We start from the raw sequence: 13,111 nt of genomic DNA, 5'->3' as shown, positions 1-13,111 counted from the left end.
CTTATTGCCACGCATTATGATACAGACGCAAAAAACACTTATCTTTAACATACAGATTGCCTTGAGGTGGATCTGAATGGTAATAATGAGGTCTATCTGTACTGGTTTATTATGATTGATGGCTGAGTGAGGCATACGATGACGCGCTACCAACATTTAGCATGTTTGCTTTCGGATCGTATAGAGCAAGGGCTGTACCGCAGCGGCGAGCGCTTGCCGTCGGTGCGCACACTGAGTCTTGAACACGGCGTGAGTATCAGCACCGTTCAGCAGGCATATCATCTGCTGGAAGAGAAACAGCTGATTGTGCCGCAGCCACGTTCCGGATATTTCGTTGCAACACGCAAAGCGACGCCGCCGATGCCGGCCATCACCCGACCTGCACAGCGTCCGGTGGAAATCACGCAGTGGGAATCGGTGCTGGAGTTGCTCAGCAGCCGAATTAATAACGATGTGTTGCAACTCGGCAGCGGTATGCCCGATCTGACCCAGCCCACGTTGAAACCGCTGTGGAAAATTCAAAGCCGTATGGCGCAGAAGCAGGATATCGATCAGCTCAACTATGACAGTTTGCTGGGTGTAGCGGCCCTGCGCGAACAGGTTGCGCGTCTGACGATCGACAGTGGTTGTCAGCTCACGGCAGACGATATCGTGATCACCACCGGCTGCCATGAAGCGTTGTCGATCTCGATTCGTGCGATATGTCAGGCTGGTGACATCATTGCGGTGGAGTCGCCGACTTTCCACGGCACCATGCAAACTCTGCGCGGCTTCGGCATTCGCGCCATTGAGATTCCTACCGATTCGGTTACAGGCATCAGCCTGGAAGCGCTGGAACTTGCGTTCGAACAGTGGCCGATTAAAGCGGTTGTGGTGGTGCCAAACTGCAATAATCCGCTGGGCTTTATCATGCCGGAATCTCGCAAACGTGCGCTGGTGACGCTGGCACAGCGTTTCGATGCCGCGATTATTGAAGACGATGTGTACGGCGAGCTGGCGTGGGAGTATCCGCGTCCGGTTACCCTTAAGTCGTTGGATCACGATGGACGGGTATTGCTGTGCAGTTCCTTCTCCAAGACGCTGGCGCCGGGGCTGCGTGTCGGTTGGGTGGCGCCGGGACGCTATCGCGATCGCGTGCTGCATATGAAATATATCAGCACCGGATCGACGGCCACACAGCCGCAACATGCGGTCGCCGAGTTTATTCGTCTTGGTCATTATCTGCCGCATTTGCGGCGCATGCGTCAGGTATATCAACGCAATTATGAAACCTTTAGCTGCTGGGTACGCCACTACTTTCCGTGTGGGATTTGTGTGTCGCGTCCGCAGGGCAGTTTCCTGATGTGGATTGAATTGCCAGAGGCATTTGACGCGGTCAGGCTCAATACCGAATTGCGTGAGCTGAACATGCAGGTTGCCGTAGGCTCGCTGTTTTCGGCCTCGGGTAAGTATCGCAACTGCTTGCGCCTGAATTATGGTTTGCCAATGAATGAGCACACAGAGCAGGCGATAGCTCAACTCGGCGCAGCGGTAGAACGTGCCATGCTGGCTTGTAGTCATGAATTCGTGCATACCTCCTCCCTGATCACGTGAAGAAAGGCAGGGCTGGGAGAGGTTGAGACCAGCCCTGGCCCGCTGCAAGCGACAGCGGGCAGGCACACTTTAGTCTTGTCAGGAAATGACGCCAGCCCCTACATCACGCTGCTGCGCGGCAGATTCCAGCGTTTCATCCTTACTTACCGCGCATTACACTGCTTCTGCGGGTTCGATTCCATTTTCCACCAGTGACAGTAACTGCTGCGTTGCTGCGCGCCAGTCGGCGGCTTGGGTAATCGCGCTCACCACCGCAATGCTGCCCACGCCGGTAGCCAGCACTTCCGGCACGCGCGCCAGAGAAATACCGCCAATCGCCACGGTTGGCACATTGTGCAAACGCGCCAGGTGGCGTTTCAATTCCACCACGCCTTGTGGCGCAGAAGGCATGTCTTTGGTTTGCGTAGGATAGATGTGGCCAAGCGCAATGTAAGAAGGGCGCAGCGCCAGAGCCCGATCTAACTCGGCATCGTCATGCGTCGATAAACCCAGGCGCAATCCCGCCTCGCGAATGGCCGCCAGATCGGCCACATCGAGATCTTCCTGGCCGAGGTGCACGCCATAAGCGTGATATTTAATAGCTAAGCGCCAGTAATCATTGATAAACAGGCGAGCGCGATACTGTTTGCCGAGTGCAATCGCCTCGCGCACCGCATCTTCCACCTCGTGATCTTCACAATCTTTGATGCGCAGCTGTATGGTGCGCACACCGGCTTCCAGCAAGCGCGCGATCCATTCCACGCTATCAACAACCGGATACAGCCCCAGCTTTGAGGCTGTGGCAGGAAAGGCGTCGGTCATACATTTTCCTCTTTAAGGGTATCGGCAGCGTGATAGATCTCGCCGCCACGATTGCGGAAGGCGTCCGACATTTGCACCATACCCATCTCAATCGGCTGGGCTTCAGCCTGTTGGCGGGCGGCAAACTCACGCACTTCCTGGGTAATTTTCATCGAGCAGAATTTTGGGCCGCACATCGAGCAGAAGTGCGCTACTTTTCCTGATTCCTGCGGCAGGGTTTCATCGTGATAGGCGCGTGCGGTATGCGGATCGAGCGCCAGATTGAACTGATCTTCCCAGCGGAATTCAAAACGCGCTTTCGACATCGCATTGTCACGGATCTGCGCACCGGGATGACCTTTCGCCAGATCCGCCGCGTGCGCAGCGATCTTGTAGGTGATCAGCCCTTGCTTCACATCCTCTTTGTTCGGCAAACCGAGGTGCTCTTTCGGCGTCACGTAACACAGCATGGCGCAGCCGAACCAGCCAATCATGGCCGCGCCGATGCCGGAAGTGAAATGGTCGTAGCCGGGCGCGATATCGGTGGTGAGCGGGCCAAGTGTGTAAAACGGGGCTTCGTGACAATGCTCAAGCTGTTCGGTCATATTGCGTCGAATCATCTGCATGGGCACATGGCCCGGACCTTCAATCATCACCTGCACATCGTATTCCCAGGCGATTTTGGTCAGTTCGCCCAGCGTATGCAGTTCGGCAAATTGCGCCTCATCGTTGGCATCCTGAATCGAGCCGGGACGCAGGCCGTCGCCGAGCGACAACGCCACATCGTAGGCGGCACAAATTTCACAAATCTCGCGGAAGTGAAGATAGAGGAAACTTTCGGTGTGATGCGACAGGCACCATTTCGCCATAATCGAGCCACCGCGCGACACAATGCCGGTCAGGCGTTTGGCCGTCATCGGCACATAGCGCAGCAGCACGCCAGCGTGAATGGTGAAGTAGTCAACGCCTTGTTCCGCCTGCTCCAGCAGCGTGTCGCGGAAAATCTTCCAGTTGAGATCTTCTGCAATGCCGTTCACTTTCTCCAGCGCCTGATAAATCGGCACCGTACCAATCGGCACCGGACTGTTGCGCAAAATCCACTCACGCGTTTCATGGATGTAGCGGCCGGTTGAGAGATCCATCACAGTGTCTGCGCCCCAGCGCGTTGACCACACCAGCTTCTCCACTTCCTCTTCAATAGATGAGCTCACCGCAGAGTTGCCAATGTTGGCATTCACTTTCACCAGGAAGTTGCGGCCGATAATCATCGGTTCGGATTCGGGATGGTTGATGTTCGAAGGGATGATGGCGCGGCCGCTGGCGACTTCCTGACGGACAAATTCCGCGGTGATATTTTCTGGCAGATTGGCACCAAAGCTGTGACCCGGATGCTGCTGTAACAGCACTTCACCGCGAATACGCTCGCGGCCCATGTTTTCACGCAGCGCGATAAACTCCATCTCCGGCGTGATGATGCCCTGACGCGCATAGTGCAGTTGGGTAACCCGGCGACCCGCTTTGGCACGGCGCGGTTGCGGCAGCTGCTCAAAACGCAGATGGTCCAGGCCTTCATCCGCCAGACGCTGCTGCGTGTAACGGGAACTCAGCTGGTGGATGGTTTCGCTGTCGTCACGTTCTTCGATCCAATTGGCACGCAGCCTGTCGAGTCCCTGATGCACATTAATGGTGGCTTGAGGATCGCCATAAGCCCCGGCGGTGTCGTAAACCGGCACCGCTTCATTTGGCTCATAGTGCGGATTCTCTTTGCTGCCGCCTATGTGCGTTGGACTGAGCTGTATCTCACGCATCGGCACGCGAATATCCGCGCGGCTGCCGGTGATCCAGATACGTTTGGAGTTGGGGAAAGCGGTTCCCTGCAGGGAATCGATAAATTCTTGCGCTTGAGCGCGTTGTTCACGACGAGAAGTTTTAGCAGACATAGCAAGTTTCCGGTAACGGTTGGAAGTTGCTTGTCCAGAGTTCGGAAGGAGTAACAGGTACGGTGCCGGGCGCCAGCATGCACCGTGCTGATAATGTCTACTCTTGTTCCCTTCGCAGGTACTAACCTGATCAGGTTCCGCGGATCCCGAATTAACGGTCTCAGCCCTAGAGGGCACTCCGACAAGTTGGTGTTTTGTGGTTTAAGCTACTTTGCTTGCCATTTTGCACCTGGGCAGTGCTCGTGACCGTCACGTACTACGTGTACGCTCCGGTCCCTGCGCGCTGTCCGAGTGCAAACTGGCTGCGCACGCTACGCTTAAACCGCAAAATTTGCCTTTTGATTGTCGTTAAAGAAGACAATAAAAAAGCCCATTTAGCATAAGAGGGCTTTTCTTGAATAACAAGTTTTTTACATCTTCGGGGTTCTAAGCCGGGCGGGCAATGGCGCTGTCGTTGGCAACCGGCGGAAGCGCCAGCTGGTTGTCCCAGGCGAGTTGCACCAGCTTATCTTCCAGCGTGAAGCGCGATTCCAGCACCTCGCCGACTTCGGAGAGCGCGGTTTGAAAATCCACGCAATTATCATCGTTAATCGCTTGCTGCAGATGGCTATCGTAGAGCTGCATGATGCGATCGGTATTCGCCTCCAGTGCCGGGTAAATCTGCGCAGCGACGAATAAGGGGCTATCACCCTGCATCTCACTAATGATGTGTTCATACACGCTGAAATGGCCGGTGGAAAGGTAATCCACCAGGTTGTGACAAAATGCGTCCAGCGCCTGTTCATCCAGCGTGGATAACGCATCTTTTTGTGGCTTCATGCCAATAAGCTCGTAGTAAGTGACGAGCAGCTGTCGACGGGCGCGCAGCCATGAATCAACCAATTCATTTCCGCCGCCTACACGCTCTGTCAGGTTATCTAACTGGTTAAGCATATGGGGCTCCAGGTAGGTTATAGTTGTTTATTACACACTTAATATTAGGATTTCAGCGTGCGATTTGACGCTAAGGACAACGATTAAGATGCAACGTGAGATCTCAAGCTTAGACGCTGGATGGTGGGTTGTCAGCCATGAGCAAAAACTTTGGTTGCCGCAGGGCGAATTGCCGCATGGCTTAGCCAGCGATTTTGGCCTCAGCGGCAGCAACGCGATTTTGATCGGCGAGTGGCAGGGCGAGAATGTCTGGCTGGTACGAGAATCGCGTCCGGACAGCATGGGCTCCGTGCGTCAACTGATTGATGAGGATGTCGGCCTGTTCCAAATCGCCGGACGTGGCGTGCAGCTGGCGGAGTTTTACCGCTCGCATCGCTGGTGCGGCTATTGCGGCCATGAGATGCACATCAGCAAACGCGAATTTGCCTGCTTGTGCAATCACTGCCGCGAGCGTTATTACCCGCAAATTGCGCCGTGCATCATCGTGGCTATCCGCCGTGGCGATGAGATCCTGCTCGCCAATCATGCGCGTCATCGTAACAATATCTATACCGTGCTGGCGGGCTTTGTCGAAGTGGGCGAAACCTTAGAACAAGCGGTGGCGCGGGAAGTGATGGAGGAGAGCAACGTGCGGGTGAAAAACGTGCGTTACGTTACCTCGCAGCCGTGGCCGTTCCCGCACTCTCTGATGATGGCGTATATGGCGGAATATGACGGCGGCGATCTGCAACACGACGGCAAAGAGCTGCTGGATGCCGGTTGGTATCGCTACGACGATCTGCCGCTGTTGCCGCCGCCCGGCACGGTGGCGCGTCGCCTGATTGAAGATACCGTTGCCCTGTGTCGCGCCAGCGCGGCGTGAAAATGCTACACTGCCGGCCTTAGCATGAGAGAGCCCATTATGAGTGAACTGAAGAACGATCGTTATCTGCGCGCCCTGTTACGTCAGCCGGTAGATGTCACACCGGTATGGATGATGCGACAAGCCGGGCGTTATTTGCCGGAGTACAAAGCCACGCGCGCTGAAGCCGGTGATTTTATGTCGCTGTGTAAGAATGCTGAGCTGGCGTGTGAAGTCACGCTGCAACCGCTGCGTCGCTATGCGCTGGATGCGGCAATTCTCTTCAGCGATATCCTCACCATTCCGGATGCGATGGGACTTGGGCTCTACTTTGAGACCGGCGAAGGCCCGCGTTTCTCCAATCCGATCACCTGCCGTGCGGATGTCGACAAGCTGCCAGTGCCGGATCCAGAGCAAGAGCTCGGTTATGTGATGAACGCGGTGCGTACCATTCGTCACAACCTAAAAGGCGAAGTACCGCTGATCGGTTTCTCCGGCAGCCCATGGACGCTGGCAACCTACATGGTTGAAGGCGGCAGCAGCAAAGCGTTCACCAAAATTAAAAAGATGATGTACGCCGAGCCGCAAACCCTGCACAAGCTGCTGGATAAGCTGGCAGACAGCGTGATTCTTTATCTCAATGCGCAGATCAAAGCTGGCGCGCAGTCGGTCATGGTGTTCGACACATGGGGCGGCGTGCTGACCGGACGCGACTATCGCGAATTCTCGCTCTATTACATGCATAAAATCGTCGATAGCGTGCTGCATGAGAATGAAGGTCGCCGCGTTCCTATTACGCTGTTCACTAAAGGTGGCGGCCAATGGCTGGAAGCGATAGCGGCGACCGGCTGCGATGCGCTGGGACTTGACTGGACCACCGATATCGCCGATGCGCGTCGTCGTGTGGGTGATAAAGTGGCGCTGCAGGGCAACATGGATCCTTCCATGCTGTATGCACCGCCAGCGCGCATTGAGCAGGAAGTCGCCGGGATTCTCGAAGGTTTTGGCACTGGCGAAGGTCACGTGTTTAACCTGGGCCACGGCATCCATCCTGATGTGCCGCCTGAGCATGCTGGTGCGTTTGTTGAAGCGGTGCATCGTCTGTCACGTCCGTATCATCAGGGCTGATGATGGATTTAGCCGCACTACGCCAGGAACAGTTACAGCGCGCTGCTGATGTGGTGCGGCAGGATGATTTCGATGTGCTGCCGCCACGCTTTATTGGTGGTGCCGACGTGGGATTTGAACAGGGCGGCGAGATCACGCGCGCGGCTCTGATCATCCTCGAGTATCCATCCTTAAAGCTGGTGGAACACCGCATTGCGCGCGTGGCCACCACCATGCCCTATATTCCGGGCTTCTTATCCTTCCGCGAAATGCCGGCGCTGCTGGAAGCCTGGCAGCAGCTCTCCCAGTTGCCCGATCTGCTGTTTGTGGATGGCCACGGTATTTCCCATCCCCGTCGGCTTGGCGTGGCGGCGCATTTCGGTTCGCTGGTGGATGTGCCCACCATTGGTGTGGCGAAGAAGCGTTTGTGTGGACGTTTTGCTGAGCTGGATGCCGAGCCAGGCAGCCGTCAGCCGCTGCTCGACAAAGGCGAACAGATTGGCTGGGTATGGCGCAGTAAAGCGCGCTGTAATCCGCTGTTTATCTCGACCGGCCATCGCGTCAGCATGGATAGCGCATTGCAATGGGTGGAAGCCTGTACTGCGGGCTATCGTTTGCCGGAACCGACGCGTTGGGCGGATGCTGTCGCCTCTGGACGCCCGGCCTTTCTGCGCTGGCAAAACACGCCTTAACGCTGTTTGTGCCCGGCTTTTGCGGTACACTGCCGCCAGCTAACCTATTGAGAGTAAGTTTGATGTTACAGAATCCCGTCCATTTGCGTCTGGCGAAGCTTGAAAGCTGGCAGCATATGACTTTCATGGCCTGCCTTTGCGAGCGTATGTTCCCCAACTATTGGGCTTTTTGTCAGCAGACCGCATTCGCCGATCCGCAACTCTATCGCCGCATCCTCGATCTCATCTGGGAAAGCCTGACGGTCAAAGATGCCAAAATCAATTTCGACGGTCAGCTGGAGAAATTTGAAGCGGCGATCCCGGATGGTGACGATTTTGAGGTTTACGGTGTTCATCCGGCGATTGATGCCTGCGTGGCCTTGAGTGAACTGCTGCATGCACAGCTCAGCGGCGAAACGCTTGAGCACGCCGTTGAAGTCAGCCGTACATCGATCACCACCGTGGCGATTCTGGAAATGACGCAGGCCGGTCGCGAAATGACCGACGAAGAGCTGCGCGGAAATCAGGCTGTCATCGATGAATGGGACCTGCAGTGGGAGATTTTCCGCCTGCTGTCAGAGTGTGAGGAGCGCGACCTTGAATTGATTAAAGGCCTGCGTGCAGACCTGCGCGAAGCGGGAATCAGTAACATCGGTATACTTTTTCAGCAATAAGGCAAGAAAACGTGACTTCAGGCCCGAATTACCGCGCCTGGAGGCTTCACATCAGCCCCCAGTCTGGTCTACATTTGGGGGGCTGAAAATTGTGGCTATCGGTGCGTGCCGGCTGAACAAGGTCTGAGAATGGCTTTTCCCTCGCACTCGTTGCTTAGCAAGCGATAAATACACTTTAAGGATAACTTATGAACAAGACTCAACTGATTGATGTGATCGCAGAGAAAGCTGACCTGTCTAAAACCCAGGCTAAGACTGCGCTGGAATCTACCCTGGCTGCGATCACTGAGTCTCTGAAAGAAGGTGATGCTGTACAACTGGTTGGTTTTGGTACTTTTAAAGTGAACCACCGCGCTGAGCGTACCGGTCGCAACCCGCAGACTGGCAAAGAGATCAAAATTGCAGCAGCTAACGTGCCAGCGTTCGTTTCAGGCAAAGCTCTGAAAGACGCTGTTAAGTAAGTTCCGCATTGCGGTTTAGCTTTAAAAGAGGGGGCGTTAGCGCCCCTTTTTGTTGCCGGGACCTGCCATGCTGAATTCAATTCCTCAGCGCGTTAGCGCCCTGTTATTTGCTGCGCTGCTGACGGGCTGTAGCTCCACTCCTGAACTTCCTGCCTTCACGGCGAGCGGCTATCTGGCTGACCGCGGCACCGTGCGCATCTGGCGCAAGAATAGCGACCATCAAGTTGTTCACCTGCGTACGGTCTTCACGCCGTTTAATGGCGATGCGATGGAAACCACTGACTACAATTGGCAGCAGCAGAAGCTGATTAGCGTCGAACGGCGCGTCGCGGGTGCACAGCCGGATGATGTCACCTTACGCTTCGATCATCAGGGCAATCTCAATTTCATGCAGCGCCAGCTGGCGGGGCGACGTGAAGCGGTCAGCGCTGATAGCGTTGAGCTATATCGCTTCGATGCGCAGCGCATGCTGGATCAGAGCAATGCGTTGCTCGCAGGCCGCGTATTACTGCGTCAGGGCCATTGGCTGGGTGGCAATCAGGTGCGTGAGTGCGATGACAAGCTGGTGAATGTGGCCTTTGATCGCGACACGCTGTATACGCTAGGTCGCCAGCAGCAGAGCCAGGCTGCGCCATTGATGGTGTCGTGGCTGGAAGCGCCGGAAGGTGTGCAACTGCTGCGTGCTACGCCGGATGACGAATGCAGCTGGCAGCCAAAAGAGAGTGATTTCTGACAGGTGGAAAAGAGAAGGGGCACCTGCTGTGCCCCTTTGCGTACTTATTTGCGGTTAATCGCGCGGTAGCCGATATCGCGGCGGCAGAAGCTGCCATCCCACGAGATATGCTGCGCCAGCGCATAAGCGTTCTTCTGCGCAGCGGCAACATCGTCGCCTAGTGCGGTCACGCACAGTACGCGACCACCGTTGGTGACCACCAGATCGTCCTTCATGGTGGTGCCAGCATGGAACACCTTGCCATCCGGTACTTCTTCCAGCGGCAGACCGTGAATCTGATCGCCCGTGTTGTAATCGCCCGGATAACCACCCGCCGCTAACACCACGCCGAGAGAGGGACGCGGATCCCACTGCGAGGTTTGCTGATCCAGTTTACCGTCGGTCGCCGCCAGACACAGCGCCACCAGATCCGACTGCAGGCGCAGCATGATCGGCTGAGTTTCCGGATCGCCGAAGCGGCAGTTAAATTCGATCACTTTAGGCTGACCGGCTTTATCGATCATCAACCCAGCGTACAGGAAGCCGGTATAAATGTTGCCTTCTGCTTTCATACCGTTGACGGTTGGCCAGATGATCTGATCCATCACGCGCTGGTGGATCTCATCGGTTACCACGGGCGCCGGAGAATACGCGCCCATGCCGCCGGTATTTGGACCGGTATCGCCATCGCCGACACGTTTGTGATCCTGGCTGGTGGCCATCGGCAGCACGTTGTTGCCGTCGACCATCACGATAAAGCTGGCCTCTTCGCCATCGAGGAACTCTTCAATCACGATACGGTGACCAGCATCGCCGAACGCATTGCCAGCCAGCATATCCTGCACAGCGGCTTCCGCTTCCGCCAGTTCCATCGCCACGATCACGCCTTTACCGGCCGCCAGACCGTCAGCTTTGATCACGATCGGTGCGCCTTTCTCATGCAGATACGCCAGCGCAGGTTCCACTTCGGTGAAGTTCTGGTATTCGGCGGTTGGAATCTGCTGACGTGCCAGGAAATCTTTGGTGAACGCCTTTGAGCCTTCCAGTTGGGCAGCGGCTTGCGTTGGGCCAAAGATCTTCAGACCTGCAGCACGGAACGCATCAACCACGCCAATCACCAGCGGTGCTTCCGGACCAACGATGGTCAGATCGATCTTTTCCTGCTGAGCAAAGGCCAGTAGCGCGGGAACGTCGGTGGCGCTGATTGCCACGTTTTGCAGAGCCGGCTCGAGCGCGGTGCCCGCATTGCCAGGCGCGACAAATACTGTTTCCGCCAGTGGCGATTGTGCCGCTTTCCATGCCAGCGCGTGTTCACGTCCGCCATTACCAATCACTAAAATTTTCATCTGTACTGCTCCCAACAATTAATGGCGGAAATGACGCATGTCGGTAAAGATCATCGCGATGCCGTGCTCATCAGCGGCGGCAATCACCTCATCATCACGGATTGAACCGCCTGGCTGAATCACGCAACTGATACCCACAGCCGCAGCGGCGTCGATACCGTCGCGGAACGGGAAGAAGGCATCAGACGCCATCGCGGACCCTTTCACTTCCAGACCTTCGTCACCGGCTTTGATACCGGCAATTTTGGCCGAGTAAACGCGGCTCATCTGGCCGGCGCCAATGCCGATGGTCATGTTGTCACGTGCGTAGACGATGGCGTTGGATTTAACGAACTTCGCCACTTTCCAGCAGAACAGCGCATCACGCAGTTCCTGCTCAGTTGGCTGACGTTTGCTGACAACGCGCAGCTGGCTGGCGTTGACCATGCCCAAATCGCGATCCTGAACCAGTACGCCGCCGTTAACGCGTTTGAAATCCAGCGCCGCAACGCGACCTTGCCACTGACCACACACCAGAACGCGCACGTTCTGCTTGGCCGCGGTAATTTTCAGTGCCGCTTCGCTGGCGGATGGCGCGATGATCACTTCAACAAACTGACGGCTGATGATCGCCTGCGCGGTGGCTTCGTCCAGCTCGCGGTTAAAGGCGATGATGCCACCGAAAGCGGAAGTCGGATCGGTTTTGTAGGCACGCTCGTAAGCGTCAAGAATCGAACCGCCAACTGCCACGCCGCATGGGTTAGCGTGTTTGACGATCACACAAGCGGCTTCGTCGAACTCTTTCACGCATTCAAGTGCGGCATCGGTATCGGCGATATTGTTGTATGAGAGCGCTTTGCCCTGAACCTGCCGCGCAGTGGCCACTGAAGCTTCAGCAACATTCTCTTCTATATAGAAGGCAGCATCTTGATGGCTGTTCTCGCCGTAACGCATATCCTGCTTCTTAATGAAGTTGAGGTTCAGCGTGCGCGGGAAGCGGCCAGCCGGTTCTTTGCTGTCGCTGTGATAAGCCGGCACCAGGCTACCGAAGTAGTTGGCGATCATGCTGTCGTAGGCGGCAGTGTGTTCGAAAGCTTTGATGGCCAGATCGAAACGTGTTTCCAGCGTGAGCGAGTTTTCGTTGGCATCCAGCTCGGCAATGATCGCTTCGTAATCGCTGCTCTTCACCACGATCGCCACGTCTTTGTGGTTCTTCGCCGCTGAGCGAACCATGGTTGGGCCACCGATATCGATGTTCTCAACCGCGTCAGCTAATGAGCAATCAGGTTTGGCAACGGTTTGTGCGAAGGGATAGAGGTTGACGACCACCATGTCGATTGGGTTGATGGCGTGTTCAGCCATGATCGCATCATCCTGACCACGACGACCCAAAATGCCGCCATGCACTTTCGGGTGCAGCGTTTTGACGCGTCCATCCATCATTTCCGGGAAACCGGTGTAGTCAGAAACTTCGGTGACGGGCAAGCCCGCATCTGCCAGCAGACGTGCTGTACCGCCTGTGGAGAGCAGCTCAACACCACGGCTGGAGAGTGCCTGAGCAAATTCGAGGATACCGGCTTTGTCAGAGACACTGAGTAGAGCGCGGCGTACAGGACGACGTTGTTGCATGGTGGTTTTATCCCTTGGCTTTGTTTCGCGTAATAAAGAGCGTTACATCAAGCTTAGTGTCTCTCTTCTATATAGAAGGAAACGCTTGCCTCATGTAACGCCCCAAAAGGGGCATCCTTGACGTCGCCGGGCATTGTAGCGAAAACGTTTGCGTGATGCTCGCCTAAATTCATTTGTGCGGCAGAGTGTGGATAACACTGTGTGTAACTGCGTATAAGGCGGGGTTTTGCTGTGGAATGCAGCGAACGGTTGTTTTTATTGAATTTAGCGGTTGCGTGCTGAGAACAACTCCCTATAATGCGCATCCATCAACACGGCACAACGGTTTACGAAGTGCGGTGTTGGTGAGGAAGATTCGATAAGAACTTCCGCCGGATGAAAACGCTGAAAAAAGTGTTTGACTCCGAAGGAGAGTAGCGTAGTATACGCCACCTCGCGACAGACG

13 protein-coding genes and 1 riboswitch are annotated in these 13,111 nt (G+C 55.7%); of the genes, 7 read left to right on the top strand and 6 right to left on the bottom strand.

The window, feature by feature from the left end:
• Positions 1–138 precede the first annotated feature (138 nt).
• Positions 139–1,593: a PLP-dependent aminotransferase family protein gene (locus tag KVT28_RS24500; RefSeq protein ID WP_101763021.1), complete on the top strand. Its 1,455-nt coding sequence runs from the start codon at positions 139–141 to the stop codon at positions 1,591–1,593.
• 153 nt (positions 1,594–1,746) lie between these two features.
• Here the strand turns inward: KVT28_RS24500 and thiE are convergent, their stop codons facing one another.
• The 3 genes from thiE to rsd all read right to left on the bottom strand — a co-directional run bounded on the left by thiE (position 1,747) and on the right by rsd (position 5,246).
• Positions 1,747–2,394, bottom strand: a complete 648-nt coding sequence (thiE, locus tag KVT28_RS24495) for a thiamine phosphate synthase (protein ID WP_101763022.1) — start codon at positions 2,392–2,394, stop codon at positions 1,747–1,749.
• Positions 2,391–4,313, bottom strand: a complete 1,923-nt coding sequence (thiC, locus tag KVT28_RS24490; RefSeq protein ID WP_217550754.1) for a phosphomethylpyrimidine synthase ThiC — start codon at positions 4,311–4,313, stop codon at positions 2,391–2,393. Before thiC ends, thiE begins: the two co-directional genes overlap by 4 nt.
• Positions 4,314–4,403: 90 nt before the next feature.
• A riboswitch (TPP riboswitch) is annotated at positions 4,404–4,504 on the bottom strand.
• Positions 4,505–4,739: 235 nt separating this feature from the next.
• The gene (gene rsd / locus KVT28_RS24485; protein ID WP_101763024.1) at positions 4,740–5,246 is read right to left on the bottom strand and encodes a sigma D regulator; all 507 of its coding nucleotides are present in this window, start codon (positions 5,244–5,246) and stop codon (positions 4,740–4,742) included.
• An 88-nt stretch (positions 5,247–5,334) separates the two neighbouring features.
• Here rsd and nudC point away from each other — a divergent pair, with 88 nt between their 5' ends.
• From nudC to KVT28_RS24455, 6 genes are all read left to right on the top strand, one after another.
• A complete protein-coding gene (gene nudC / locus KVT28_RS24480; RefSeq protein ID WP_110868440.1) occupies positions 5,335–6,108 on the top strand; it encodes an NAD(+) diphosphatase in 774 nt (257 codons plus the stop codon).
• Positions 6,109–6,147: 39 nt separating this feature from the next.
• Positions 6,148–7,215, top strand: coding sequence for a uroporphyrinogen decarboxylase (gene hemE, locus KVT28_RS24475; protein WP_101763026.1), 1,068 nt, complete (start codon positions 6,148–6,150; stop codon positions 7,213–7,215).
• A gap of 2 nt (positions 7,216–7,217) precedes the next feature.
• A complete protein-coding gene (nfi, locus tag KVT28_RS24470; RefSeq protein WP_217550759.1) occupies positions 7,218–7,886 on the top strand; it encodes a deoxyribonuclease V in 669 nt (222 codons plus the stop codon).
• A 62-nt stretch (positions 7,887–7,948) separates the two neighbouring features.
• Positions 7,949–8,539: a YjaG family protein gene (locus KVT28_RS24465; protein WP_110868442.1), complete on the top strand. Its 591-nt coding sequence runs from the start codon at positions 7,949–7,951 to the stop codon at positions 8,537–8,539.
• Positions 8,540–8,727: 188 nt separating this feature from the next.
• On the top strand, positions 8,728–9,000 hold the full coding sequence (hupA, locus tag KVT28_RS24460) for a nucleoid-associated protein HU-alpha (RefSeq protein WP_007886275.1): 273 nt from the start codon (positions 8,728–8,730) through the stop codon (positions 8,998–9,000).
• 67 nt (positions 9,001–9,067) lie between these two features.
• On the top strand, positions 9,068–9,733 hold the full coding sequence (locus tag KVT28_RS24455; protein WP_217550752.1) for a DUF1481 domain-containing protein: 666 nt from the start codon (positions 9,068–9,070) through the stop codon (positions 9,731–9,733).
• Positions 9,734–9,777: 44 nt separating this feature from the next.
• Here the strand turns inward: KVT28_RS24455 and purD are convergent, their stop codons facing one another.
• The 3 genes from purD to KVT28_RS24440 form a co-directional block, all read right to left on the bottom strand.
• Positions 9,778–11,058, bottom strand: coding sequence for a phosphoribosylamine--glycine ligase (gene purD, locus KVT28_RS24450; protein WP_217550750.1), 1,281 nt, complete (start codon positions 11,056–11,058; stop codon positions 9,778–9,780).
• An 18-nt stretch (positions 11,059–11,076) separates the two neighbouring features.
• Positions 11,077–12,666, bottom strand: a complete 1,590-nt coding sequence (purH, locus tag KVT28_RS24445) for a bifunctional phosphoribosylaminoimidazolecarboxamide formyltransferase/IMP cyclohydrolase (RefSeq protein WP_192237058.1) — start codon at positions 12,664–12,666, stop codon at positions 11,077–11,079.
• Positions 12,667–12,930: 264 nt separating this feature from the next.
• A partial coding sequence (locus tag KVT28_RS24440) for a hypothetical protein (RefSeq protein WP_217550748.1) occupies positions 12,931–13,111 on the bottom strand: 181 nt, incomplete at its 5' end.

This window comes from Pantoea sp. GbtcB22 (genome assembly GCF_019091025.1).
Classification (GTDB): Bacteria; Pseudomonadota; Gammaproteobacteria; order Enterobacterales; family Enterobacteriaceae; genus Pantoea; species Pantoea leporis.
This window is presented reverse-complemented; position numbering and strand designations above follow the sequence as displayed.